Origin of the sequence: Rhizobium sp. LjRoot254, assembly GCF_964254105.1 — a bacterium.
Taxonomy (GTDB): Bacteria; Pseudomonadota; Alphaproteobacteria; order Rhizobiales; family Rhizobiaceae; genus Rhizobium_E.
This window is the reverse complement of sequence record NZ_CAXUSM020000001.1, coordinates 5,326,902-5,352,119: the sequence shown is the minus strand read 5'-3', so window position 1 is coordinate 5,352,119 and position 25,218 is coordinate 5,326,902. Positions and strand designations below refer to the sequence as shown.

The window sequence follows — 25,218 nt, the reverse complement described above, 5'->3', positions numbered from 1 at the left end:
AAGGCGACGAGCCAAGACCTCGCGTACCTCGGCTCTCAGCCGAACCTCTGCCAGATGGTCTTGTAGTCGCAGTACTTGTCGATGGCATGCACCGAGCGATCGCGACCGAAGCCTGATTGCTTGAAGCCGCCGAACGGCGTAGCAAGGCTCGAAATATCATAGGTATTGATCCACACCGTGCCGGCGTGAATGCCTTCCGACACACGATGCGCCTTACCCATGTCGGACGTGAATACCGCTCCGGCCAGCCCGTAGTTCGTGTCATTGGCGAGCTTAAGCGCTTCTTCTTCACCGTCGAAGGCGATGGCCGTCAACACAGGTCCGAAGATTTCATTGCGTGCCAGTGAGTCGCTGTTGGACTTGGCGACAAAGACGCCGGGCGACATATAGGAACCACCTGTCTCGGCCATGACCTTCTCGGCGCCGAAGGCACGTTTCGAACCTTCCTTTTCGCCGGCCTCGATCATCCCAAGCACCTTCTCGAGATGCGCGTCCTCGATCAGCGCGCCGATCTGGGCCGACGGCTCAAAGGGATGGCCGAGCGTGATCTCGCGCGCGGTTACCTCTTCGATCTTGCTGATCAATTCATCCATGATCGAACGCTCGGCAAGCAGCCGTGTCGACGCATGGCAGGTCTCGCCGGCATTGTAGAAGCAGCCCCAGGCCGCGGCGGACGCGGCAGCGTCAAGATCAGCGTCGGCAAAGACGACGATCGGCGACTTGCCGCCGAGTTCCAGTGCCACGCGCTTCAGGTTGCTCTGCGCCGCATAACCCATGATCAGCTTGCCGACTTCGGTCGAGCCGGTGAACGCGATCATGTCGACATCCATGTGCCGCGCCAGCGCCTGCCCCGCCTCTTCGCCATAACCCGTGACGATGTTCAGCACGCCATCCGGCAGGCCGGCCTGGCTTGCCAGTTCGGCGATGCGGATCGCCGACAGCGACGATTGCTCGGCGGGCTTCAGCACGACCGAATTGCCCGCAGCCAGCGCCGGTCCCAGCTTCCAGCTGTCGATGATCAGGGGATAGTTCCACGGCGTGATCGCGCCGATGACGCCAAGCGGCACCTTGCGCACGATCGCCCGGTCATTGGGTCCGGTCGGTGCGACCTCGTCATAGAGCTTGTCGCACAACTCGGCGTAATACTGGATGCAATTGGCGGCGAGCGCCACGTCGACATTGAGCGACGCCATCACCGGCTTGCCGACATCGATCGTTTCGAGCAATGCCAGTTCCTCGCGGTTTTCCCTTATGAGGTCCGCCCATTTCAACAGGATGCGCTTCTTCTCGGCCGGATCCTTCTTGCGCCAGACACCCGATTCGAAAGCGGCGCGTGCCGCTGCCACCGCCCGATCGATGTCCACTGCCTTGCCACGCGCAAATGTCCCGCCCGGCTTACCATCCATCGGGCGGATGCGGACGAAGGTCGTGCCGTCGGCCGCGTCCTCGAACCCGCCGTTGATGAACATCCGGCCGTTGAGCGTTGCGGCGTCGAGCGCCGACTGCCAGTATTCGCGCGTATATTGACCGGTCATCTCAGCCTTCCCTTTGCATTGTCATGATCGCCTGGGCGAAAGTGTCGAGGTCGGCGTCGGAGACGTCACGGATCGTCGAGCGCCGCATCGGCTGGTTCTCGGGTGCCTTCATCTCGCCCGCGAGATCGATGACGGTATATTTATCGAACGCCGCCGGGATCGCACGCTTGATACCGCAGGAATCCATAAGCCGGCTGACGAATGGAGGAATTTCCGACGCACGCTTCAAGCCAAGCACCCTGGCAGCTTCGTTCAGGTCGGCCGTATCGGCTTCCGCAAGCCACGGCGTCGACACTTCGAAACCGAGCGCAGTCGCGAGACCATGATGGATCGGCGCTAGCCCGGCCATGGCATGGGAGATGTTATGTGCGATCGCCGTGCCGCAATTGTCGATCGCCACGCCGCCGTAGCAGGAGCCGAGCAGAACCTTGCCCCGCGCCTCGACATTGCCGGGATCGTTCACCGCAGTCGGCAGGTTGGCGGCGATGAGCCGCATCGCCTCGTGGCCGAACACCTTGCCGGCCGGATGCGCATTTCGGTTGGTCGAGGCCTCGAAGGCGTGGATGAAGGCATCCATGCCGCACCATGCCGTGAGGTTCGGCGGCAGGGACACGGTGAGCACCGGATCGAGGATCACCAGGTCCGCCTTGCTCTCCGCGCCCCATATCCAGAGCTTCTTGCCTTCGGGTCCGGCGAAGATATTGGTCGCCGAGGTCTCGGAGCCTGTGCCGGCGGTGGTCGGGATGGCGATCTTCTTGAGCGGCGTCTTCGGCAGCGGATTGGCGGCGAGTGCGTAATGCATGGCATCCTCGCCGGACGCTGCCGTGCACGCGACGATCTTGGCGATATCCAGTGCCGAGCCGCCACCGATGCCGATCATCAGATCCGCCCCGCCCGCCACCTGGCTCGCATCCCTGACATGCTGGAGCTTGGGTTCGCCCGCGAAGCCCGAATAGATGACAGCCTCGATGCCGGCATCGCGCAGCGCGCTCGTCACCCTGGCGCCAAGCCCGCTGCTGACGAGGAAGCCATCCATCACGATGGCGGCTTTTCTGATATCGCCGAGGCTTTTGGCGTGGCCGGCGAGATTGTTGATTTCATCGGCTCCGAACTTGATGTCCGGAATGGCGGAAAGCGAAAATTGCATTGATGTCTCCGGCAGTGAACGACCCGTGGCCCGGATCATCTCGCCCGCGAAACTATCGCGTTCGCGCGCCATTTCAGACAGTCAAATGCGACATAAAACCTGGGTTTGACGGGGCAAAAAGCAAAGCCCCCGGCAGTGCCGAGGGCTTGCATCGATCAGGTCGGATCAGATCGCTCAGGCGGCGACGGAAGCCAGGCTTTCGAGGTCCGAAACCAGCTGCGCCGCGCGCGTCTTGCCCTCGTCACTGTGGGCGATCGCAAGATCGGCCTTCGCTAGTTCGACACGCTTTGCCAGTGCATCCTTGCGGAATTCCGAAACAGCAAGCGCGGATTCGGCGAGCAGGGTGCAGCTTGTCGGCAGGATGTCGGCAAAGCCGCCGAACACCACGAACTTCTGCGTCTCGCCGCCTTCCTGCTTCACGGTCACGATGCCGGGACGGATCGTGGTCATCACAGGCGAGTGATTGGCCATGACGGTCATTTCGCCTTCCGAACCCGGAAGCACGATTTCCGTGACCTTGGCCGAGAGCAGCAGCTGCTCCGGCGATACGAGTTCGAAATTGAAGCTTTCAGCCATTCTCATTCACTCTTTCTAGAGGAGCGTGAGGCGCGGCATGCCACGCCCGGCGCATCATCAAGCGGCTTCGGCAGCCAGCTTCTTGGCCTTTTCAACCGCTTCTTCGATCGTGCCGACCATGTAGAAGGCAGCTTCCGGCAGGTGGTCGTAGTCGCCGTTCACGAGACCCTTGAAGCCCTTGATCGTGTCTTCGAGCGCGACCAGCTTGCCCGGCGAACCGGTGAAGACTTCGGCGACGAAGAACGGCTGGCTGAGGAAGCGCTCGATCTTGCGGGCGCGGGCAACGGCGATCTTGTCCTCTTCCGAGAGCTCGTCCATGCCGAGGATGGCGATGATGTCCTGCAGCGACTTGTAGCGCTGGAGGGTCGTCTGAACCTGGCGCGACACTTCGTAATGCTCCTCGCCGACCACCATCGGGTCGAGCATGCGCGAGGTCGAGTCGAGCGGATCCACAGCCGGGTAGATGCCCTTTTCAGCGATCGAACGGCTGAGAACCGTCGTTGCATCCAAGTGGGCGAACGAGGTTGCCGGCGCAGGGTCGGTCAAGTCGTCGGCGGGGACGTAGATCGCCTGCACCGAGGTGATCGAACCCTTGGTGGTGGTGGTGATGCGTTCCTGCATCGTGCCCATGTCGGTAGCGAGCGTCGGCTGATAGCCCACGGCCGAAGGAATACGGCCGAGCAGAGCCGACACTTCCGAACCCGCCTGGGTGAAGCGGAAGATGTTGTCGACGAAGAACAGCACGTCCTGGCCCTTGTCGCGGAAGTCTTCAGCAACGGTCAGGCCGGTCAGCGCGACGCGAGCGCGGGCGCCCGGCGGCTCGTTCATCTGGCCATAAACGAGGGCTGCCTTGGAGCCTTCGCCGCCGCCATGCTTGTTGACGCCCGACTCGATCATTTCGTGATAGAGGTCGTTGCCTTCGCGGGTGCGCTCGCCGACGCCCGCGAATACCGAGTAACCGCCGTGCGCTTTTGCGACGTTATTGATGAGTTCCATGATCAGAACGGTCTTGCCGACGCCGGCGCCGCCGAACAGGCCGATCTTGCCGCCCTTTGCGTAAGGCGCCAATAGATCGACGACCTTGATGCCGGTGACGAGGATCTGTGCTTCGGTCGACTGCTCGACATAGGACGGAGCGTCCTGGTGGATGCCGCGCTTGTAGGGCGTGACCAGCGGCCCGGCTTCGTCGACCGGCTCGCCGATGACGTTCATGATACGGCCGAGCGTTTCCGCGCCGACCGGAACCATGATCGGAGCGCCCGTGTCCGTGACTTCCTGGCCGCGAACCAGACCTTCGGTCGAGTCCATGGCGATCGTGCGGACGGTGTTTTCGCCGAGATGCTGCGCGACTTCCAGAACAAGGCGGTTGCCCTGGTTCTGGGTTTCAAGCGCGTTCAGGATCGCCGGCAGGTCGCCGCCAGCGAACGATACGTCCACGACAGCGCCGATAACCTGGGTCACCTTGCCGATGGCGCCTGCCGCTGCTGCAGCGGGTTCCACGGCGGATTTCTTCGTAGCTGCGCGAGCCATGATATATCCTCTTTCCTAACTTCTTAGAGCGCTTCGGCGCCCGAAATAATTTCGATCAGTTCCTTGGTGATCTGGGCCTGACGCTGGCGGTTGTAGCTGAGCGTCAGCTTGTTGATCATCTCACCGGCATTGCGCGTGGCGTTGTCCATCGCGCTCATCTTGGCGCCCATCTCGCCGGCGACGTTCTCGAGCAAGGCCCGGAAAATCTGCACGGTGATGTTGCGCGGAATGAGATCGCCGAGGATGGCGCCCGGATCCGGTTCGTAGTCGTAGACCGCGGATGCGCCAGTGTCGGCGGCAGCCACGGATGGCGCGCTCGCGGGGATCAGCTGAAGTGCCGTCGGGATCTGCGAGATCACCGACTTGAACTCCGAATAAAACAGCGTCGCGACATCGAACTCGCCGTTCTCGAACAGCGCGATCACCTTTCGGCCGATCGCCTCCGCGTTCACGTAACCGATCTTCTTGACTTCGCGCAGGTCGACACGCTCGATGATCAGACTGGCGAACTCACGGCGAAGGATGTCGAAACCCTTCTTGCCGACGCAGATGATCTTGACCTTCTTGCCGTCGGCGAGCAGCGCGCGGATATGGTCGCGGGCCGTGCGGGCGATCTGCGAGTTGAAGCCGCCGCAAAGGCCGCGCTCCGCGGTCGCGACAATAATCAGGTGAACATCGTCGCGGCCGGTGCCGGTCATCAGCGCCGGCGCATCGGCGCCGCCGCCTTCAGCCTGTGCGATATTGGCCAGAACCGCGCCCATACGCTGCGAATAGGGCCGTGCGGCCTCCGCAGCTTCCTGGGCACGCCGAAGCTTTGCCGCAGCGACCATCTTCATCGCCTTGGTGATCTTCTGCGTCGCCTTGACTGAAGCGATGCGGTTTTTCAGATCCTTGAGTGAAGGCATCCGTTATCCGTCCTATCTCTGCCGATCAGGCGAAGGTCTTGGCGAAGCTGTCCAGAGCCGACTTGAGCTTGGCGCGGGTATCGTCCGAGATCTGCTTTTCGGTGCGGATCGTGTCGAGGACCGCCTTGCCGTCGTTGCGGAAATAGGAGAGCACACCCTGTTCGAACTTGCCGACCTGGCTGACGGCGATCTTGTCGAGGTAGCCATTGACGCCGGCGAAGATCACCACGACCTGTTCCTCGGTCTTGAGCGGCGAGAACTGCGGCTGCTTAAGGAGTTCGGTCAGGCGGGCGCCACGGTTCAACAGGCGCTGGGTTGAGGCGTCGAGATCCGAGCCAAACTGTGCGAAGGCGGCCATTTCACGATACTGGGCGAGTTCACCCTTGATCGAGCCGGCAACCTGCTTCATCGCCTTGATCTGCGCGGCAGAACCGACGCGCGACACCGACAGACCGACGTTTACGGCCGGACGGATGCCCTGGTAGAACAGGTCGGTTTCAAGGAAGATCTGGCCGTCGGTGATCGAGATCACATTGGTCGGAATGAAGGCCGACACGTCGTTGCCCTGGGTCTCGATAACAGGCAGAGCGGTCAGAGAGCCAGCGCCGTTGTCTTCATTGAGCTTTGCAGCGCGCTCGAGGAGGCGCGAATGCAGATAGAAGACGTCGCCCGGATAGGCTTCACGGCCCGGCGGGCGGCGCAGCAGCAGCGACATCTGGCGATAGGAAACGGCCTGCTTGGAAAGGTCGTCATAGCCGATCAGGGCATGCTTGCCGTTGTCGCGGAAGTATTCGCCCATCGCGCAGCCGGCGAAGGGTGCAAGATACTGCATCGGAGCCGGGTCCGAAGCGGTCGCGGCAACGATGATCGAATATTGCAGTGCACCACGCTCTTCAAGCACCTTGACGAACTGGGCAACGGTCGAGCGCTTCTGGCCGATAGCGACGTAGACGCAATAAAGCTTCTCAGCCTCCGGACCATTGTCGTGAATGGCCTTCTGGTTGAGGATCGTGTCGAGAATGATCGCGGTCTTGCCGGTCTGGCGGTCGCCGATGACGAGTTCGCGCTGGCCGCGGCCGACGGGGATCAGGGCGTCAATCGCCTTGAGGCCGGTCGACATCGGCTCATGCACCGACTTGCGCGGAATGATGCCGGGAGCCTTGATATCGACGCGCGAACGCTGCTTGGCATTGATCGGACCCTTGCCGTCGATCGGGTTGCCGAGCGCATCGACGACGCGGCCGAGCAGTTCCGGACCAACCGGCACGTCCACGATGGCGCCGGTCCGCTTGACGGTGTCGCCTTCCTTGATGTCGCGGTCGTTACCGAAGAGCACGACGCCGACATTGTCGGCTTCGAGGTTCAGCGCCATGCCACGGATGCCGCCGGGGAATTCAACCATTTCACCGGCCTGGACATTGTCGAGGCCGTAGACGCGGGCGATACCGTCACCAACCGACAGAACCTGACCAACTTCGGTGACTTCAGCCTCTTTGCCGAAATTCTTGATCTGGTCCTTGAGAATTGCGGAAATTTCCGCGGCGCGGATATCCATCAGCCGACCTCTTTCAGTGAAAGCTTAAGTGTAGACAATTTCGTGCGAAGCGACGTGTCGATCTGGCGCGAGCCGAGCTTGACGATCAGGCCACCAAGGATGGTGGGATCGACAGCGACATTGATCGTCACGTCTTTTCCGGTGACGCCCTTGAGCGCCGCCTTCAATTCGGTTTCCTGCACAGCGGTCAGCGCATGTGCGGTGGTCACGTCAGCCGAAATCTCGCCGCGATGACGCGCGTGGATCTCCCGGAACGCCTTGATCATGCCGGGTACGGCAAACAGGCGGCGGTTGGAGGCGGTGACCTTGATGAAGTTTGCGGCAAGACCGGTAATGCCGGCCTTGGCGAGAATGGCATCGACTGCCTTGAGCTGTTCGTCGGCCGAGAAGACCGGGCTCTTGATGAGCCGCTGCAGGTCGGTGGAGCCGTCGATCATGGCCTGGAAATTGTCGAGTGCGGTGGCCACTTCCTGAACCGCGCCGCTTTCGAGGGCGAGCGCGAAAAGTGAAGAGGCGTAGCGCTCGGCCACGCCGGAAACGGATTGCGATGAATCTGCCACTCGCTGAGTTTCCCTCATTCCCTGCGGTTTTCATTGCTGCGGCGCAACCGCAATCATTAAAACCTTGAAATTGTTTTATTTTTTCGGGTCTTCACAAGCGTTTTAGCCCATATACCCCGAAAACTCGCAAGCCATCTAGCATAGGTGATTTTGACTCGCAACACAGGATATTACCGAATGTTACCGCTGTTGCGCATTTATTTGCCAATCCTGCAAGCATATGATTCCCGGCGGAGAATATTATTCCCCTGGGGCGCCCGGAGGTGCGATCACACCGCGCTCGAAACGTAGAGAATGACCACCGCCGCTGCGCCAGCCTGAAGGACAAGCGCAATCACGCCGAAGACGAGATTTCCACGGTTCAGCACGAGAGCCACGATCCTTCCAACGGCCGATAGAAGAAGCGCCGTCGCGAAGCCGAAGCACAGCATCAGAAAGACGACAAAGCCGCTCTCCCAGAGCCCTGCTATCGCCATACCGAACAGACCCAGGCCCAGGAGGAACCCACCCGTGGAGCGGACCGAGGCAATGCCGCCCGGCCGCTCGGGCGTTACCCACAGCCCGGCCGTGCTCATCGCTATGCGCGGGGCAAACAGAACAAGGAAGCCGATCACGGCCACTGCCGCAAAGGTAAAGAAGACAAGCCGCGCCATGCCCTCGGTTGGAATGGCCAGTACCATCTCAGGCGTGATCACATCGAAGAAGAAGGTGAGCATGACGACGGCAAAGATCACTTGGACGATCAGCAGCAGGAAATTGAGCAGGCTCGCCGACGTGTCCGACATCAGCGAGATGATGCGGGCAAAGGCCGCAACGCCGACCGCCACGCCAAGCGCGGTCACCAGCACCGGCTGATCGAAGAACATCAGCGCTGCGGCCGCAAAGCCGCCGAGAAATCCGCCGGCCGCACGCACCTCACCGATGCCGCCCGGCCGCGTCTCGCGACTTTCGAGCCCGAGCAGCCGGCCGCTCGTGGCAGGAAAGATCAGCATTGCGAGGCCAGCGATGACAAGGATGATAACAGCGAGAAACGCAGCCTGCGGCCACGGCTCGGACGGAAAGGCCGGCAATGCGAGTTCCATGGATCCCCTCAAATCCTCGTAGGTTTCCCGATCTATTGCACAGCCCGGAAAGCGAGGGAATGACGGTTTTAACCATTCCAATGAAATTCAGCGAATTTGGTTTGCGAATATACCCTTTGGTTATGCCGTTTGGATAGATTGAAATATCCCAATGCCGCCAGCCGATTGTCAATTCCAGGGCTTTGATGACTATCAAGCGAAACACCGCCGAGTTGAAGGTGACTCCCGACGTCCATGAGCAGGGCGCCCGGGTAACATCCGGGCATGTGACGTTCTGGATGAATTGCGTCGGCGTGCCGATGGTACTCGTTGCCGATGGAGAACTCCGCGCCCGCTCCGGCAATGCCGCCGCCGCGCAACTCTTCGGACACGACATCGACGATTTTGCCGGCCTGCCCCTGCACCGTCTCGTCGGACGCGAGGCCGAGACCCTGGTCAGCCGGGTCTGGAACCGGTCGATCAACGGCTTTCCCAGTGAGCCATTCCTGCTTCGCGCCAGCATCGATGGCGCGGAGCGGCTGCTTGTGGTCCGCGTGAGCCGGCTGGATGTCGATGGTGAGCTTCTGCGGTTGTTTACCTTTGTCGAAGCGCCGCCCACCGGCGCCGTGACGCTTGCCGGCTGGCAGGAAAACCTGCTGGGACTGTTGAACTGGATGCCCTTCGGTCTCGAAATCGCCGATCTCGACGACGACATCCAGTTCGCCAATTCCGCCTGCCTGGACCTGTTCGGCTGGACGGCACGCGATCTCGCGACCCCGGAGGATTGGTGGCGTCTCGCCTATCCCGATCCCGAATATCGCGCCTATGCGCGCACCCGTTGGGAGACCGAGATCGCCGCGGCGCGCGCGGAAGACCGTGAAATGACGCCCTTCGATCTCGACATCACGCGCAAGGACGGCACGAAACGCACCATTCAGTTCCGGCACCGCAAGATCGGAAACTTCCACGTCAATATGTATCTCGATTTCACGCGCGAGCGCGCCTATGCCAGCGAGCTGAAGAAGCTCGCCGAGACCGACGAACTGACCGCCGCGCTGAACCGGCGCAGCTTCTTCAAACGGGCGTCGCGGACGCTTGCCAGTGGTGGCGCCGAGGGGCTCGCCCTCCTGATGATCGACATCGACCGGTTCAAACGGATCAACGACCGCTTCGGCCATGGTGCGGGCGACCAGGTGCTGCAATTGTTCGTGCAGCGCATCGGACGCTGCCTGCCGTCGTCATGCCTGCTCGCCCGCCTTGGCGGCGAAGAATTCGCCGTGCTTGTCGATAAGGACAATGATTGCGCAGTAATTGCCGAGAGTATTAGGGCATCAATTGCCGCGCATCCATTCGAAACGGCTGCGGGCTTCCTCTCGGTCACGACCAGCATCGGCGTTGCGCCTCTCGAAGGTGCCGAAAGCATCGAAAGCGCGCTCTCGCGTGCCGACCGTGCGCTCTACCGTGCCAAGCAGTCGGGCCGCAATCGCGTCCTTCACGACAAAGAGGCGTAAGCTCGGCCGCTAGGACCGATCGACATTCGGCTGAGGCTGTGGCGAAAATGGTGGTTTTCGAGAACCGGAGCGGAGCGTACTTAAGGTACGCGAGCACCGGCAGCGCAGAAAATCGCCATTTGCAGACCGGCATCAGCTGAATGGCGGTCGGTCCTAGAGAAAACTCTGCGGATCGATATCCAGCTGCACCTGCACCGAGCCGCGCTCCTTCGGGCCATTGCCGATCATCGTCCGCACGAAGGCCTGCATATCCGCTCCGCGCTTGCCATGTACCAGCAGCCGGAACCGATGCCGCCCGCGCACCAGCGCCAGCGGCGCCTCGGCCGGGCCGAGCACCGATATGCCCGACACCTGCGGTGCCGCTTGCCTCAACCCGCGTGCATGTCCCTCGGCATCGGCGCGGCTATCGGCCGAGACGATGATCGAGGCGAGACGGCCGAAGGGCGGCATCAGCGCCTTCTCGCGTTCCACGATCTCGCGCTCGTAGAAGGCTTCCGGATCACCCGACACGATCGCCTGCATCACGGGATGAACCGGCTGATAGGTCTGGATCAGCCCTCGGCTCTTGAGGCCGAACCGCCCGGCACGGCCCGTCACCTGCGACAGCAGCTGGAATGTCCGCTCGGCGGCGCGCGGATCGCCGTTGGCAAGCCCGAGATCGGCGTCGACGATGCCGACCAGCGTCATGTTGGGGAAATTGTGCCCCTTGGCCACCAGCTGCGTGCCGATCACGATATCAGCCTCACCCTTTGCAATCGCCTCGAGCTCCAGCCTCAGCCGCTTGACGCCCATCACGATATCCGAGGACAGCACGATAATCCGCTGGTCGGGAAAATGCCTCTCGACCTCCTCGGCGATCCGCTCCACGCCCGGCCCGCACGACGCGAGATGGTCGAGCGTGCCGCATTCCGGGCAGGCATCGGGCGACTTTTCCTGATGGCCGCAATGATGGCACTGCAGTTGCCCACGAAACCGATGCTCGACCAGCCAGGCAGAACAGTTCGGGCACTGGAAGCGATGACCGCAGACCCGGCAGAGCGTCAGCGGCGCATAGCCGCGGCGATTGAGGAAGAGCAGCGCCTGCTCGCCGCGCTCCATCGTCTGCGCGATACCCTTGATCATCACCGGCGACAGGAAGCCGCCCCGCGCCGGCGGAAAGCGCCGCATGTCGACGAGATGGAGATCCGGCATGGTGGCGCCGCCGAATCGGCTTGCCAGATGCAGATAGGTATAGCGGCCCTGATCGGCATTGACCCGGCTCTCGACCGATGGCGTCGCCGACACCAGCACGACGGGAAAATCGCTGATTCGGCCGCGCACGACGGCCATGTCGCGCGCATTATAGAAGACGCGGTCTTCCTGCTTGTAGGCCGGATCGTGCTCCTCATCGACGATGACAAGCCCGAGATCCTCGAACGGCAGGAACAGCGCCGAGCGCGCGCCGGCGACAACCCGGACCTGCCCTTCCGCCGCCTGCCGCCAGACCTTTTCGCGCATCCGCGGAGAAAGATCGGAATGCCATTCGGCCGGCTTGGCGCCAAAGCGATCCTGGAAACGTTCGAGAAAGGCCGGGGTCAGCGCGATTTCCGGCAGCAGGATCAGCACCTGCCGGCCCTGCCGCAGCGTCTCGGCGATCGCTTCGAAATAAACCTCTGTCTTGCCGGAGCCGGTAACGCCATCGATCAGCGAGACGCCGAAGCCACCCTTCTTCACTGCCGAAATCAGTTCATCCGCAGCAGCCTGCTGGTCGCTCTCGAGCGCCGGTGCCGCGTAATCCGGATCGGGCGGTGCGGTGACCGGCGGCGGCGACATGAACATCGTCTCGAACACACCCTGTGTAGTCAGCCCGTCCACGACAGACACCGAGACGCCAGCCGCATGGGCCAGCCCCAGCCGCGTCCAGACAGGGGCTTCCTCGGCAAGCGCCAGCACCCGTGTCCGGGCAGGCGTCAGCCGTTCCGGACGCGTCTCCGTCAACCGCAAGCCCTCGACCATCGGCTCCGGATCGAAGGCGGCGGGCGCGCGCAATGCCATCCGCGCCACCAGCCCCGGCGGCGAGAGCGTGTAGGATGCCATCCAGTCGAGAAACGTCCGCATATCGGCGCCCAGCGGCGGGCATTCGAAGGCTGCCGTGATCGATTTCAGCTTCTTCGGATCGACAGCGTCACCAGCCTCCTCATTCCAAACCACGCCGAAAACCTGACGCGGCCCGAGCGGCACCTGGACAATCGCGCCAGGCTCGACATGCATGCCGTCCGGCACCATATAGGTATAGGGCTTGGGCACCGGCAGCGGCACCATCACAGGCACGGCGCGCAGCCGTTCCGGCGTCCCGAACAGATCGAACGAATCTTTTCCCATGGGCCATGAGTAGCACTTGCTTTTGGCTGGGGAAAACCGCAAAGAGAACAAAAAGTGGACTCTGCGATTGATAGGGAGTGAATGGACATGAAATTCTTCGTCGATACAGCCGAAATCAAGGAAATCAAGGAACTCAACGACTTGGGGATGCTGGACGGCGTCACGACCAATCCGTCGCTGATCCTGAAGTCGGGCCGCAATATCGCTGAAGTCACCAAGGAAATCTGCGACATCGTCGAAGGTCCGGTTTCGGCGGAAGTGACCGCCACCGAATATTCCGAGATCATGAAGGAAGCGGCGGTGCTTTCGAAGATCGCACCGAACATCTGCATCAAAGTGCCGCTCACCTTCGACGGCCTCAAGGCCTGCAAGGCTTTGTCGTCCGAAGGCCACAAGACCAACGTCACGCTCTGCTTCTCGGCCGTCCAGGCACTGCTCGCCGCCAAGGCCGGCGCGACCTTCATCTCGCCTTTCGTCGGACGCCTCGACGACATCGGCATCGATGGCATGGACCTGATCCGCGAAATCCGCCAGATCTACGACAATTACGGCTACGAGACCGAAATCCTCGCCGCCTCGATCCGCACCATCAACCACGTCCGCGACGCCGCCCTGATCGGCGCCGATGTCGTGACCGTGCCGCCGGCGACGCTGAAGGCACTGGTCAAGCACCCGCTGACCGACAAAGGCCTCGAAACCTTCCTCGCCGACTGGGCCAAGACCGGCCAGAAGATCGGCTGATCCAGGACTTCAAGTTCGATGATTTTCTAAGCCCGGCCATCGCCGGGCTTTTTCTTTGCGCGGAATTCGCGGCGCCTGTTCCCGCGGAAACAGCGGGGTCGGTGGGGATGTGGGAAAACAGGATCAACGGATGAGGGACATCATCCACAAAGAAACGAAGAAGCACTTCAAACCCACACGAACCCACAAGGACAACCATCATGAAAAAGTTCATCATCGGCGGCCTCGCCGCCCTCGTCGCCACCGTCTCGCTCGCTGCCACCGCTGAAGCCGGCTGGCGTCATCGTCATCACGGCTGGCACAACCGCCATCATTGGGGCGTGGTCGTCGTATCCCCGCGCTACCACGACTATGACGACTACTGCTTCGTCAAGAAGATCAAGCGCTACGACGATTGGGGCAATGTCTACATCAAGAAGGTCCGCATCTGCGATTGATCTGATGACCTGATCCGATGACATCGGTGCCTGAGGTTCTCCTCCCGCCCAGGCACCGAACACCGGCCGCCCGATCCCTGCAACACGGCGGCCCGAGGTCAGACGATCAACGACAACTGATCCCCTCCCTAAGCCAAGCCCGGTGTCCTCCAGCACCGGGTTTGTCGTTTTATCGTCCCGGCTGCGCCTCACGCATGCGGCGTTCGATCTGCCTCAGCATCAGCGACAGGCCGATGGTCACGACGAGGTAGATATAGGCGACGATCGAATAGGTCTCGAAGAAGCGGAAGGAGCCGGCGGCATAGACCTTGGCCATTTGCGTAATGTCGGCGACGCCGAGCACCGAGACCAGCGACGAATCCTTGACCATCGCCACGAAATCGTTGGAGAGCGGCGGAAAGATCACCTTCAGCGCCTGCGGAAAGACGATGAAGCGGAAACGCTGGAAGCGCGACAAGCCAAGCGCCTTGGCCGCCTCGACCTGCCCCTTGTCGATCGACTGGATGCCGGCGCGAAAAATCTCCGCGATGAAGGCGGAATAAGCGATGGTCAGCGCGATGATCGCCCGCCACATCAGCGACACTTCACGCACCAGAAGCGGTTCCACGAGGCCGGCACTAACGAGCGGTGAGATCAGGAAATTCCACGCCTGGACGAAGCCCGGCGCGCCGACGAAGGCGATGTAGAAGAGCAGGACCAGAACAGGAATGCCGCGGATCAGCTCGATATAGAAGCGTGAGAACTGCCGCAGTGCCCTTGAATCGGAGAGGCCGAGCAGCGCAATGGCGAGGCCGAGGGCGGTCGCAAGCGTAAAGGCGATCAGCGTCACCAGAACGGTGATGCCGAGGCCTTTGGACACCGTCAGGAAGACCTGCGTATAGAGATCGCTGACGACGACGGCGATGCCGATCGCGGCACCCAGCACGACAAGGGCGACAAGCCAATAAGGAAAGTCGCCCTCACCGGATTTCGGTGTTGGATTGGGAGCCGCCATATGGACGGCAGCCCGGCTATTGACCCATCTTGTAGTCGAGGAACCACTTCTTGTTGAGCGCGTCGATCGTGCCGTCCGCCTTGAGCGCCGCGATCGCCGCATTGACGGGTGCCACGAGATCCGAGCCCTTGGGGAAGATGAAGCCGAAATCCTCGGTGCCCAGCGGGCCGCCGGTCAGCTTGAGCGCGCCGCCCGAGGCATCGACATAGCCCTTGCCGGCCGTGCCGTCGGTCAGCACGACATCGACGTCGCCGGCTTTCAGCGCCTGGACTGTCGCACCGAATGTCTCGAACAGCTTGATGCGGGGGTTCTGTTCGTTGCCGTCGAGCACGCTGTAGACGGCGGTGTAGAACGGCGTCGTGCCGGGCTGGGCGCCGACCAGGCCGTCCGTCAGCGCCTTGAAACTCGCGGCATCGGTGAAGCGCGTCTCGTCGGCACGCACCAGCATGAACTGTTCGGAGCGCATATAGGGGTCGGAGAAATCGACCTTCGCCTTGCGCTCGTCGTTGATGGTGATGCCGGTCATGCCGATATTGTACTGGTTGTCGGAGACCGCCTGGATCATCGCATCCCAGGATGTGTTCTGGTATTCGACCTGGAAATTCAGCCGCTTGGCGATCTCGTTCATCGCGTCATACTCCCAACCGATCTGCTGGCTGGTCTTGGGGTCGATGAACTGCAGCGGCGGATAGGCATTCTCGGTGACGACCACGACCTTCTTGCCGCCGAGATCAGGCAGTTCGGCCGCATGGACTGCGAGCGGCATGAGGGCGGCAAAGGCGAGACCGATCAGGAACTGGCGGCGCGAGGTCATTGGTGTGGCTCCGGTAAAATTGTGGCGGCAGGAATTCACATGAAAATCCGGCTCTTGGCAAGTGCCCAACTGATAGACACGCGAGGCGATCACGCCTTGCCGGTAAGCCGGGTGACATGACCCATCTTGCGGCCGGGGCGTGGCTCGGTCTTGCCGTAGAGGTGGATGAAGACGTCCTTTTCCGATGCCCATTGCCTGACATCGTTGATGTCGTCGCCGATCAGGTTCTGCATGATGCAGTCGCTGTGGCGGGCGGGATCGCCGAGCGGAAGACCGGCGACGGCGCGGATATGCTGCTCGAACTGCGAGATCACGCAGGCCGCTTCCGTCCAGTGGCCGGAATTGTGCACGCGCGGCGCCATCTCGTTGGCGATCAACGAACTGTCGGCGCCGACGAAGAACTCGATGCCGACCACGCCGACATATTTGAGTGCGTCGAGAAGCTTGATGGCGGCGGAGCGGGCATCGGCCGTCGTACCCTCCCAGACCTCGGCCGGAAGGGTCGAGGTATGCAGGATGCCGTTTCGATGGACGTTTTCGGCAGCGTCGTAGCATTCGATATGACCGTTGATCGCGCGCGCGGCAATGATCGAGATTTCACGCTCGAAGGGGATGAAGCTTTCGAGGATCAGCGGCACGCCGCCGAGCTTGTCATAGGCGCCCGCTGTGCTGTCGCCCGCACGGAACACGATCTGGCCCTTGCCGTCATAGCCCATGCGCCGTGTCTTGAGCACGCCGGTGCCGCCGAATGCGGCGAGCGCCGCATCGAGATCGGCCTGGCTGTCGACGGCACGGAAGCCCGCGGTCGGAATGCCGCATCGGTTGAGGAAGGTCTTTTCGACCAGCCGGTCCTGCGCCACTTCCAGCGCCTTCGACGGTGGATAGACCGGCTTCAGGCCTTCGAGAAAGCGGGCGGATTCGACCGGCACATTTTCGAATTCATAGGTGATCACATCGCTGAGGGAGGCGAGTTTTTCCAGCGACGCACGGTCGTCATAGGCACCGACGATCTGTTCGTTGGCGAGCTGCGCCGCCGGCGAATCGGCCTGCGGTTCGAGGATCACGGTGCGGAAGTTGAGGCGGCTCGCGGCCATCGCCAGCATGCGGCCGAGTTGCCCGCCGCCGATGATGCCTATGGTCTTGATTGTCATTATGTCAGGCCTATTTGTCGACGGGATATTCGGCCACGGAGGCGCTTTGTTCCTCGCGCCAGGTGTCGAGGCGATCGGCCAGTTCGTCGTCGGCAAGCGCCAGAACGGCGGCGGCGAGAAGTGCCGCGTTGATCGCACCGGCACGGCCGATGGCGAGCGTTCCAACCGGAATTCCGGCCGGCATCTGGACGATGGAAAGCAGGCTGTCCTGGCCGGAAAGCGCCTTTGACTGGACCGGAACACCGAATACCGGAAGCGGCGTCATGGCGGCCGCCATGCCGGGCAGATGGGCGGCGCCACCCGCACCGGCGATGATCACCTGGAAGCCTTCGTCGCGCGCGGATTTGGCGAAATTCACCAGCCGGTCGGGCGTGCGATGCGCCGAGATGATCCGCGCTTCGTAAGCAATTTCAAGGGCATCGAGCGTATCGGCGGCATTCTTCATCGTCTCCCAGTCGGACTGGCTACCCATGATGATGGCGACCGGAGGCTTCGAAAACTGCATGCGAGCCAAGCCTTTCGTCAGGCGATGATATCGGGGACGATCTGGTCTTCGATCTGGACCAATCTGTCCTTGATCGCAAGCTTCTTCTTCTTCATCCGCTGGATCCTGAGCGCGTCGCAACCTGTGGCGATCATCGCATTAATGGCAGTGTCATAATCCTCATGTTCCTGTCGGAGCCGCGCTGCCGACAATCTGAGTTCTGCCTGGTCCTGGTCTGGCATTCCGTCAAGTCCCCGTATCTCCTGGCGTGGAGATTTCCCCAATCTCCACACGAGCATCGATCTGCTCCTATCACACAATAGCGGTTTACGGGAAGTTTTCCTTTTCGAAGTTTTCTCCTTCGACATTTGCTAATTTACGTGGCACACTCCGCCGGTTCTAGCCTGAAACATCCGACGGGTGGATGGTCGGATGTGGGCAATATGGGAAGGAATGAAGTATGACCATTGAGGCTCATATCGAGACGCTTGAAAAAAAGCATGGAGCATTAGAACAAGAGCTCCACTCCGCAATGCTCCACCCCTCAACCGCCGACACAGAGATCGCGGAACTGAAAAGACAGAAGCTGAAGGTCAAGGACCAGATCGAGCGTCTGCGTGGCCAGACAAGGCATTAATCCCACTCAACCCTAGTTTCCAGTAATGAGCCGCTGGACACCGCCTCCGCCAGGAAACGTATAGAGATCGACGGGCGCGGGCCGTTCAGCGGCCACTCCACTCAGGAATGATTGAAACGGCGGCTCTCAGACCCAGAACTGATCGAGCCAGAAACCGATTTTCTGAAATCCCTGCGGATTGATGGCATATAGCCGTCTTGTCCCCTGATTCTCCACCGTAACCAGATGATTGTCGAGAAGCGCCTTGAGGTGTTGCGAAACCGCCGGCCGTGAGACGGGCAACATGGCGGCAAGTTCGTTGACGGTCTTCGGCGACCGCCGGAGTTCCTCGAGCAGGAACCGGCGGTTGGGATCTGAGATCGCAGAAAAAGGATCAACACTCATGCGTGAACGCTATGACAGAGCCCAGGTGAGGACAAGTCTATTTGTGCATTGCACTTAAAAAATTTCGCATTGCATCAAGTCGTTCTCAGCCAAGCAGGCCCGCGAGTTCGGATATCCCGTCCCAGGCGAGTTTGAGGCCGGCAAGTGCGCACATGAAATACATCAGGGGATAAAAGACATCCGGCTTCATGCGCTTGACGCAGAAGGCGCCTGCCGTGGTGGCGACCAGCGCGACGGGAATGAGCATGGCCGACATCTTGAGATTGCCGACGCTCAGCGCCCCGATCAGGTAATAGGGGCCGAGTTTCAGCGCGTTGATGATCGCGAAGAAACGCACCGCGGTGCCGGTATAGTCTTTGGGAGAGAGCCTGAGAGGCAGTGCATAGACCTGGAACGGCGCACCGCCGGCATGCGCAATGAAGCTGCCATAGCCCGAAAGCGTGCTCCAGATCGTGGCCCGGACAGGGGTATTCTCGCGTGGCGGCTGAACGGCATTTCCCTTGAAGTACCGGTTGTAGAAGAAGCGGCCGATGAAGCTGAGCGCCACGGCGCCGATCAGCAGACGCATGACATAATCGGGCACGATGGCAAATGTCATCCAGCCGATCACGATCCCGATCAGCGCCCCAGGCAACAGGATCATCAATGTCGGCCTGTGCCAGTGGGCGCGCCAGTTCCAGAGTGCGATGATATCCATCACCACAAGGATCGGCAGCAGGATCGCGGCGGCCTGCACGGCGGGCATGACGAAGGTCAGGATCGGCACGCCCATAAGGCCGAGCGCATCGCCCATGCCACCCTTGCCGAAGCCGACAAGGAGCACGGCAATGACGGCGACGATATAGAAGGTCGAATCCATGGTTGATCCTTGTAGCGGCACGGTCTATCGGATTGAGGGAATGAGCCAGCGGTGGGAGCTTGACCCTATAACCGATCACTGGGTCGGGAAAGCAAGGAATCGATGGGATTGCATGATGTCAACAACTGAAGCCCGCTGCCGCCTGGTTCTGATCGCGCCCGAGATCGCGGAGCCGGATGATGCGGCGCGCATCATGGCCGATGCCCTCAAGGGCGGCGACGTCGCCTCGGTCATCATCCCGCAATACGGGCTGGACGATACGGCCTTCCAGAGGCTCGCCGAGAAGCTGGTGCCGGTGGTGCAGCAGGCGGGTGCGGCGGCATTGATATCAGGCGACAGCCGCACCGCCGGCCGCGCCAAGGCGGACGGATTGCATATCGCGGGCGGCGTCGAGAAGCTCGGCGAGGCGATCGAGAAATTCACACCGAAACTCATTGTCGGCGGCGGCAATGCCCAGGAGCGCCATCGCGCCCTGGAGATCGGCGAGTTGGGCCCGGATTACATCTTCTTCGGCAAGCTCGACGGCGACATCAAGCCGGAGGCGCATCCGAAAAACCTGGCGCTCGGCGAATGGTGGGCGTCGCTGATCGAGATTCCCTGCATCGTCATGGGCGGCACGGACCCCGCTTCGGTGCTTGATATCGCCGAAACGGGCGCGGAATTCGCAGCCCTTCGCCTGGCGGTATTTGCCGAACCCGGGCGCGCCGCCGCGATCGTTCAGGAAACAAACGCGATTCTTGACCAAAAAGCGCCACGCTTGGGGGTATAAGAGACACCATGCAGAGGGTCAGGGGTTGGATTTCGGTTATTTTGGGCAGCGCCATCGTGATAGTGGCGGCACCAGGGTTGCATGCCGAGAATACGCCATCGGCATCCGAGATCGCCCGCAAGAAGCTCGATGGCGACGTTGAGAGCGGCAAGCTCCAGAAGGGCGAACGCCTGCCGCCCGCCGGACTGACCACCGAACAGATCATCTTCTCGTCGCCTGAAAACCTCAACAAGCAGGAACAACCTTCCGAGGGGCTCACGCTGCTCGAGCGCATGGGCAAGGGCCTGCCGGACCTGCCGCCGGAGAAGGCATTCACCGGCAAGCTGGACGACGCCTATGGCGCCTTCCAGCGCGGTTTCTATCTCTCGGCACTCAACATCGCGCTGCCCAAGGCGCAGCTCGGCGATGCTGCGTCGCAGACACTGGTCGCGGAATTGCTGAACAACGGCCTCGGCGTGCGCCGCAATCCGTCGGACGCGGTGTTCTGGTACGATCAGGCAGCCAAGTCGGGCGATCCCAATGCGCAATACAAATATGCCCTGATGCTGCTCGAAGGCAAAGTCGTGAAGCAGGACCGCAAGGCGGCCGACGCGATGATGCGCAAGGCGGCAGAGGGCGGTAGCCGCGAGGCGCAGTTCAATATCGCGCAGATCATGGTAGCGGCGGAACCGGGCGAGCCCGGTCTCAAGAAGGCCCTTCCCTATTACGAAAAGGCGGCGGCCCAAGGCGTGCCGGATGCTCAATATGCTGTCTCGCAGCTCTACTGGCAGATGGATTTGCCGCGCGAAAAGCGCATGGAGGCGCGGTCCTGGCTGCTCAAGGCGGCACTGGCCGGCTTCGATACCGCGCAATACGACATGGCCGTCTGGCTGATCAACGGCATCGGCGGCGAGCGGAATGTCGAGGAGGGATTCCGCTGGATGTCGATCGCCGCCAATCGCGGCCACGTCGTGGCGCAGAACAAGCTGGCCAAGCTCTATATCAATGCGATCGGCACAAGGCCCGATCCCGTCGAGGCGACGAAATGGTATGTCATCTCGCGCAAGGCCGGTCTCGCGGACCTCGAACTCGAGGACTTTTTCCTCGGTATCGACGAGGCCACGCAGAAGGAAGGGATCGAACGCGCCGACGATTTCCTCGCCCGGAAAAGCTGAAGCGGCGAAAAAACTTGAAAAATCGCGGCGTTTGTGGTCTTGAGGCGCCAATCACGGGCCAGCGGCCCGCCAATTTCTCGGCCCCTTGCGGGGCCGCTTCAATTTGAAGGAACACCCATGGCCCGCTCCGCCCTTCTCAATGTGATGGTCCAGGCCGCGCTCAAGGCCGGCAAATCACTGAGCCGCGATTTCGGCGAGGTCCAGAATCTCCAGGTTTCGCTCAAGGGTCCGGGCGACTACGTCACCCAGGCCGACCGCAAGGCTGAAAAGATCGTCAGGGAAGAATTGCTGAAGGCCCGCCCGACCTATGGCTTCCTCGGCGAGGAGAGCGAGGAGATCAAGGGCACCGATGGCGCGCATCGCTGGATCGTCGACCCCCTCGATGGCACGACCAACTTCCTGCACGGCATCCCGCTGTTCGGCACCTCGATCGCGCTGCAGCGCTCCGGCGAGATCGTTGCCGGAGTGATCTACAATCCCGCGACGGACGACCTCTACACGGCCGAGAAGGGCGGCGGCGCCTTCGTCAACGATCGCCGCTTGCGCGTCTCCGCCCGCAAGAAGCTTTCCGATTGCGTGATCGGCTGCGGCGTGCCGCATCTGGGCGGCGGCCAGCACGGCCGTTTCCTGGTGCAACTCCGCCATGTCATGGGTGATGTAGCGGGTATCCGCAGCATGGGTGCCGCCGCGATCGACCTCGCCTATGTCGCGGCGGGGCGTCTCGACGGCTTCTGGCAGGAAGGTCTTTCGCCCTGGGATATCGCAGCCGGCATCATCCTGATCCGCGAGGCCGGTGGCTTCATATCGGGCATGAATGGCGAAACCGATTTCCTCGAAGGCGGCTCTGTTATTGCCGGCAACGAGCATATCCACAAGGCGCTTATCGACGTGGCGAACCGGCCGATTCCGAAGGCCTGAGCCGCTTCAAGACCTTTGAAAGAGTAGGCGCCCCGCGCCTACATCATCTGCGCCGTCGTCTTGCGGCGGATGCAGCCCGAATAGCCGTCCTTTGCGGCTTTTTCCATATCCGACTGAACCGTCGAGTTCGTCGTCACGGGATCGACCCTGGTCATCCTGGCGGCATCGTCCGTCTTGATCACGTCTTCGGCGAAGGCGGGCATGGCGAAGGCGGCAAACAAGGCCGCAGTCAAAACTGTCGTCTTCATCGCTGTTCTCCTCATGATTCGATTTCCGGTCGGAGGCGGGCGGAATTTGACGGCCAAACCGGCGAAAAAGCCAGTCACCTTTGCGTGAGCATCTGCAGCAACGACGTCTTCATAAAGCTGAATGCCGGGTGAATGGCCGGTTCAGCGCTGGTTCTGATGTGGTGTGGTTTTACTGATCCCATGATGGCGCTGGACGGGCGCTGGTGGCTGGGGCGCAAGATGCAGCACTACTATTTCGATATTTGCTGGGATGGCGAAACGCTGACCGATGACGAGGGCACGAGCCATTATGGCGATGGTTCGGCTGTCTTTTATGCGGGCACCGTGGCCAATCGGCTGGCGCGTTGCGGCAAGCTCGAGGCGGTTCGCGTCCATGTGCGCGACGATCGCGGGCGGTTGCTGTCCATCGTCGTGCCGCGTGCCTGTCTTTCGTTGACATCGAACCAGTCGCGTCTGCGCGCGATCGTCGAGCGTGATCGCGCGCGGCAGATGGCCTTGGCCGGCTGATCCGGCCTATTTCGCCAGGCGCAGATGCCTCCCCGTATCCACGCCGAATTGCAGGCTGGCGAGACGGGCATAGATGCCGCCCTTGTCGACGAGGCTCAGATGCGTGCCCTCCTCGACCACCTGTCCCTGATCCATGACGAGAATCCGGTCGGCCTTCAGCACTGTCGCTAAGCGGTGGGCGATGACGATGGTGGTGCGGTCCTGCATCAGCGCGTCGAGCGCGGTCTGCACCAGCGTCTCGCTTTCGGCATCGAGCGCCGAAGTCGCTTCATCGAGCAGCAGGATCGGCGAGTTTCTCAGGATCGCGCGGGCAATCGCGATGCGCTGGCGCTGGCCGCCGGAGAGCATGATGCCGCGTTCGCCGACTTCCGTATCATAGCCCTGGTCGAGCCGGAGTATGAACTCCTCGGCATGGGCCGCCCGCGCCGCTGCCTCCACCGCGGAACGGGCCGCACCCGGCGCGCCGAAAGCGATGTTTTCGTGGATCGAGGCGGCGAAGATCGTCACGTCCTGTGGCACGATGGCGATGCGGGCGCGGAGATCGGCGGGATCAGCCTGCCTGATATCGTCGCCATCGATCAGCACGCGGCCGGAATCGGGATCGTAATAGCGCAGGATCAGCGAGAAGATCGTGCTCTTGCCGGCACCGGATGAGCCGACGATCGCCACCCGCTCGCCGGGATTGACGGTGAGGTTGAGGCCGTCGAGTGCGGAAGCACCCGGACGCGTCGGATAGGCGAAGCGCACGTGATCGAACTCGACCTTGCCGACCGGCGGCTTGGGCAGCGCCAGCGGATGTTCAGGCGCCGCGATGCCGGGCTTCTCGTTGAGCAGCTCGATCAACCGGCTTGCGGCGCCCGAGGCCTGGCTCAGTTCACTCCAGACCTCGGAGAGGGCGGCGAGCGAACCCGCTGAGATGATGGAATAGATCAGGAACTGGCTGAGCGTTCCGGCGGTGATCGTGCCGGCCAGCACGCCCTGCGCGCCGAACCACAGCACGGCGACGACGCTGCCGAACACCATGGTGATGGCAAAGCCGGTCAGCCAGGCGCGCTGGCGGGTCGAGGCGCGCGCCGCCTGGAAGGCATTTTCGGCGGCTTCGGCGAAGCGGTCGTTGGCCTGGCCGGTATTGTTGAAGGCCTGCACGGTGCGGATGGCGCCGATGGCTTCCGAGGCATAGGCGGAGGCCTTGGCGAGCTTGTCCTGCGCCTCGCGTGCCCGCTTGCGGACGGAACGGCCGAAGCCGACCAAGGGAAAGACGATGAGCGGGATGGCGAGCAGCACGAGTGCGGAGAGTTTCGGGCTGGTATAGATCATCATGCCCATCGCCCCGAGACAGAGGATGGTGTTGCGCAGCGCGAGCGACGCCGAGGCACCGACGGCGGACTTGATCTGCACCGTATCGGCGGTCAATCGCGAGACGATCTCGCCGGTCTGGTTGACGTCGAAGAAGTCAGGCGACAGCGAGGTGATATGCGAGAAGACGTCGCGGCGCAGATCGGCGACGATCCGCTCGCCGAGCGTGATGACGAAGAAATAGCGCAGAGCCGAGGCGGCTGCCAGCACCACCGCGAGCCCCATCAGCATGCCGAAATAGGTATTGATGAAGTTGACATCGGAATGGGTGAAGCCGTGATCGATCATCCGTCGCACGGCGGTCGGCAGGATCAGCGTGGTGACGGCGGCCAAGAGCAGGAAGGTGAGCGCGCCCCCGGCCAGCGCCTTGTAGCGCAGGATATAGGGGAAGAGATGCGCCAGCGGCTTGAGTGTTCTCTCCGGTTTCGCGATTGTCTCTTCAGCCACCGGTTACACTCCATTTTTGCTGGTTCCGCAGCCGATTCTGGCGCGCCAGCCCTTGTTATCTCGAATTCCATCATGTATAGGCCTCGCCATCAAACGAAGCCGTGGTCTCGTGAGTGACTGCGGCTTCATTTATTCGTTTGGCTCCGGCGCCGCAAGCCATTGCGGCAAAAGACCACTGTACCTGGCAGGACATTGTCATGAGAGAGAAAATTCATCCCGACTATCACATGATCAAAGTGGTCATGACCGATGGTACCGAATACCAGACCCGTTCGACCTGGGGCACCGAAGGTCAGACCATGAACCTCGACATCGATTCCAAGTCGCATCCGGCCTGGACCGGCGGCAACCAGCAGCTCATGGACCGCGGCGGCCGCGTTTCCAAGTTCAACAAGCGCTTTTCCGGCCTCGGCATCTGATTTTTCGGATCCGTTTCGGATGACATGGAGCCTGGCGAAAGCTGGGCTTTTTTGTTGGGCGGTGTGTGCGATGAAGAGTGGCGTTTGCGCAAGTATCGCACCCCCCCTCTGCCCTGCCGGGCATCTCCCCCTCAAGGGGGGAGATCGGATGAAGCACT

At 61.7% G+C, this 25,218-nt stretch carries 27 protein-coding genes; 9 read left to right on the top strand and 18 right to left on the bottom strand.

Annotated elements, in window-relative coordinates; translation table 11 throughout:
- Window positions 1-35: 35 nt before the first annotated feature.
- The 8 genes from ACSQ26_RS26470 to ACSQ26_RS26435 form a co-directional block, all read right to left on the bottom strand.
- The gene (locus tag ACSQ26_RS26470) at window positions 36-1,535 is read right to left on the bottom strand and encodes an aldehyde dehydrogenase family protein (RefSeq protein WP_436014244.1); all 1,500 of its coding nucleotides are present in this window, start codon (window positions 1,533-1,535) and stop codon (window positions 36-38) included.
- Window position 1,536: 1 nt separating this feature from the next.
- Window positions 1,537-2,682: an iron-containing alcohol dehydrogenase gene (locus ACSQ26_RS26465; protein WP_436014242.1), complete on the bottom strand. Its 1,146-nt coding sequence runs from the start codon at window positions 2,680-2,682 to the stop codon at window positions 1,537-1,539.
- A gap of 174 nt (window positions 2,683-2,856) precedes the next feature.
- On the bottom strand, window positions 2,857-3,258 hold the full coding sequence (locus tag ACSQ26_RS26460; protein ID WP_436014240.1) for a F0F1 ATP synthase subunit epsilon: 402 nt from the start codon (window positions 3,256-3,258) through the stop codon (window positions 2,857-2,859).
- A 57-nt stretch (window positions 3,259-3,315) separates the two neighbouring features.
- Window positions 3,316-4,788, bottom strand: a complete 1,473-nt coding sequence (gene atpD, locus ACSQ26_RS26455) for a F0F1 ATP synthase subunit beta (protein WP_436014238.1) — start codon at window positions 4,786-4,788, stop codon at window positions 3,316-3,318.
- Window positions 4,789-4,811: 23 nt separating this feature from the next.
- Window positions 4,812-5,693 (bottom strand): F0F1 ATP synthase subunit gamma, encoded by an 882-nt coding sequence (locus tag ACSQ26_RS26450; protein WP_436014236.1) that lies wholly within the window; start codon window positions 5,691-5,693, stop codon window positions 4,812-4,814.
- A gap of 25 nt (window positions 5,694-5,718) precedes the next feature.
- The gene (atpA, locus tag ACSQ26_RS26445; protein ID WP_436014234.1) at window positions 5,719-7,248 is read right to left on the bottom strand and encodes a F0F1 ATP synthase subunit alpha; all 1,530 of its coding nucleotides are present in this window, start codon (window positions 7,246-7,248) and stop codon (window positions 5,719-5,721) included.
- Window positions 7,248-7,808 (bottom strand): F0F1 ATP synthase subunit delta, encoded by a 561-nt coding sequence (locus ACSQ26_RS26440; protein ID WP_436014232.1) that lies wholly within the window; start codon window positions 7,806-7,808, stop codon window positions 7,248-7,250. Before ACSQ26_RS26440 ends, atpA begins: the two co-directional genes overlap by 1 nt.
- Before the next feature lie 269 nt (window positions 7,809-8,077).
- A complete protein-coding gene (locus ACSQ26_RS26435) occupies window positions 8,078-8,890 on the bottom strand; it encodes a hypothetical protein (RefSeq protein WP_436014230.1) in 813 nt (270 codons plus the stop codon).
- A gap of 185 nt (window positions 8,891-9,075) precedes the next feature.
- Between ACSQ26_RS26435 and ACSQ26_RS26430 the strand changes: the two genes are divergently transcribed.
- Window positions 9,076-10,380 carry a diguanylate cyclase gene (locus ACSQ26_RS26430; RefSeq protein ID WP_436014228.1) on the top strand — a complete coding sequence of 435 codons (1,305 nt, stop codon included), beginning with the start codon at window positions 9,076-9,078 and terminating at the stop codon, window positions 10,378-10,380.
- Window positions 10,381-10,533: 153 nt separating this feature from the next.
- On the opposite strand, the gene ACSQ26_RS26425 is transcribed toward ACSQ26_RS26430, so the two are convergent.
- Window positions 10,534-12,741: a primosomal protein N' gene (locus ACSQ26_RS26425; RefSeq protein ID WP_436014226.1), complete on the bottom strand. Its 2,208-nt coding sequence runs from the start codon at window positions 12,739-12,741 to the stop codon at window positions 10,534-10,536.
- An 87-nt stretch (window positions 12,742-12,828) separates the two neighbouring features.
- Between ACSQ26_RS26425 and fsa the strand changes: the two genes are divergently transcribed.
- Window positions 12,829-13,482 (top strand): fructose-6-phosphate aldolase, encoded by a 654-nt coding sequence (gene fsa, locus ACSQ26_RS26420; RefSeq protein WP_258158905.1) that lies wholly within the window; start codon window positions 12,829-12,831, stop codon window positions 13,480-13,482.
- Between the two features lie 200 nt (window positions 13,483-13,682).
- Entirely contained in the window at window positions 13,683-13,919 is a 237-nt protein-coding gene (locus ACSQ26_RS26415) for a hypothetical protein (RefSeq protein ID WP_436007067.1), read from the top strand.
- Between the two features lie 169 nt (window positions 13,920-14,088).
- On the opposite strand, the gene ACSQ26_RS26410 is transcribed toward ACSQ26_RS26415, so the two are convergent.
- The 5 genes from ACSQ26_RS26410 to ACSQ26_RS26390 all read right to left on the bottom strand — a co-directional run bounded on the left by ACSQ26_RS26410 (window position 14,089) and on the right by ACSQ26_RS26390 (window position 17,604).
- Window positions 14,089-14,913 carry an amino acid ABC transporter permease gene (locus tag ACSQ26_RS26410; protein ID WP_436014224.1) on the bottom strand — a complete coding sequence of 275 codons (825 nt, stop codon included), beginning with the start codon at window positions 14,911-14,913 and terminating at the stop codon, window positions 14,089-14,091.
- 16 nt (window positions 14,914-14,929) lie between these two features.
- On the bottom strand, window positions 14,930-15,727 hold the full coding sequence (locus ACSQ26_RS26405; protein WP_436014222.1) for a transporter substrate-binding domain-containing protein: 798 nt from the start codon (window positions 15,725-15,727) through the stop codon (window positions 14,930-14,932).
- An 89-nt stretch (window positions 15,728-15,816) separates the two neighbouring features.
- Window positions 15,817-16,878, bottom strand: a complete 1,062-nt coding sequence (locus ACSQ26_RS26400) for a 5-(carboxyamino)imidazole ribonucleotide synthase (protein ID WP_436014220.1) — start codon at window positions 16,876-16,878, stop codon at window positions 15,817-15,819.
- Window positions 16,879-16,888: 10 nt separating this feature from the next.
- Complete coding sequence (gene purE / locus ACSQ26_RS26395; RefSeq protein ID WP_436014218.1) at window positions 16,889-17,383, bottom strand: 5-(carboxyamino)imidazole ribonucleotide mutase; 495 nt, start codon at window positions 17,381-17,383, stop codon at window positions 16,889-16,891.
- 17 nt (window positions 17,384-17,400) lie between these two features.
- Window positions 17,401-17,604 (bottom strand): YdcH family protein, encoded by a 204-nt coding sequence (locus tag ACSQ26_RS26390; RefSeq protein ID WP_258158911.1) that lies wholly within the window; start codon window positions 17,602-17,604, stop codon window positions 17,401-17,403.
- Between the two features lie 218 nt (window positions 17,605-17,822).
- Between ACSQ26_RS26390 and ACSQ26_RS26385 the strand changes: the two genes are divergently transcribed.
- On the top strand, window positions 17,823-17,999 hold the full coding sequence (locus ACSQ26_RS26385) for a YdcH family protein (RefSeq protein WP_258158912.1): 177 nt from the start codon (window positions 17,823-17,825) through the stop codon (window positions 17,997-17,999).
- Between the two features lie 126 nt (window positions 18,000-18,125).
- On the opposite strand, the gene ACSQ26_RS26380 is transcribed toward ACSQ26_RS26385, so the two are convergent.
- Together ACSQ26_RS26380 and ACSQ26_RS26375 are read right to left on the bottom strand one after the other, a co-directional pair.
- Window positions 18,126-18,383, bottom strand: a complete 258-nt coding sequence (locus ACSQ26_RS26380) for an ArsR/SmtB family transcription factor (RefSeq protein ID WP_436014215.1) — start codon at window positions 18,381-18,383, stop codon at window positions 18,126-18,128.
- Window positions 18,384-18,468: 85 nt separating this feature from the next.
- Window positions 18,469-19,242 carry a sulfite exporter TauE/SafE family protein gene (locus tag ACSQ26_RS26375; RefSeq protein WP_436014213.1) on the bottom strand — a complete coding sequence of 258 codons (774 nt, stop codon included), beginning with the start codon at window positions 19,240-19,242 and terminating at the stop codon, window positions 18,469-18,471.
- A gap of 115 nt (window positions 19,243-19,357) precedes the next feature.
- Here ACSQ26_RS26375 and ACSQ26_RS26370 point away from each other — a divergent pair, with 115 nt between their 5' ends.
- The 3 genes from ACSQ26_RS26370 to ACSQ26_RS26360 all read left to right on the top strand — a co-directional run bounded on the left by ACSQ26_RS26370 (window position 19,358) and on the right by ACSQ26_RS26360 (window position 22,083).
- Window positions 19,358-20,011, top strand: coding sequence for a thiamine phosphate synthase (locus ACSQ26_RS26370; RefSeq protein WP_436014211.1), 654 nt, complete (start codon window positions 19,358-19,360; stop codon window positions 20,009-20,011).
- An 8-nt stretch (window positions 20,012-20,019) separates the two neighbouring features.
- The gene (locus ACSQ26_RS26365; protein ID WP_436014209.1) at window positions 20,020-21,165 is read left to right on the top strand and encodes a tetratricopeptide repeat protein; all 1,146 of its coding nucleotides are present in this window, start codon (window positions 20,020-20,022) and stop codon (window positions 21,163-21,165) included.
- 117 nt (window positions 21,166-21,282) lie between these two features.
- A complete protein-coding gene (locus ACSQ26_RS26360) occupies window positions 21,283-22,083 on the top strand; it encodes an inositol monophosphatase family protein (RefSeq protein ID WP_436014207.1) in 801 nt (266 codons plus the stop codon).
- 38 nt (window positions 22,084-22,121) lie between these two features.
- On the opposite strand, the gene ACSQ26_RS26355 is transcribed toward ACSQ26_RS26360, so the two are convergent.
- Complete coding sequence (locus ACSQ26_RS26355) at window positions 22,122-22,331, bottom strand: hypothetical protein (RefSeq protein ID WP_436014205.1); 210 nt, start codon at window positions 22,329-22,331, stop codon at window positions 22,122-22,124.
- Between the two features lie 132 nt (window positions 22,332-22,463).
- Between ACSQ26_RS26355 and ACSQ26_RS26350 the strand changes: the two genes are divergently transcribed.
- Window positions 22,464-22,838, top strand: a complete 375-nt coding sequence (locus tag ACSQ26_RS26350) for a DUF6894 family protein (RefSeq protein ID WP_436014203.1) — start codon at window positions 22,464-22,466, stop codon at window positions 22,836-22,838.
- A 6-nt stretch (window positions 22,839-22,844) separates the two neighbouring features.
- Here the strand turns inward: ACSQ26_RS26350 and ACSQ26_RS26345 are convergent, their stop codons facing one another.
- On the bottom strand, window positions 22,845-24,641 hold the full coding sequence (locus ACSQ26_RS26345; RefSeq protein WP_436014201.1) for an ABC transporter transmembrane domain-containing protein: 1,797 nt from the start codon (window positions 24,639-24,641) through the stop codon (window positions 22,845-22,847).
- A 197-nt stretch (window positions 24,642-24,838) separates the two neighbouring features.
- On the opposite strand from ACSQ26_RS26345, the gene rpmE reads away from it, so the two are divergent.
- The gene (rpmE, locus tag ACSQ26_RS26340) at window positions 24,839-25,060 is read left to right on the top strand and encodes a 50S ribosomal protein L31 (protein WP_436014199.1); all 222 of its coding nucleotides are present in this window, start codon (window positions 24,839-24,841) and stop codon (window positions 25,058-25,060) included.
- The last annotated feature ends 158 nt before the right edge of the window (window positions 25,061-25,218 follow it).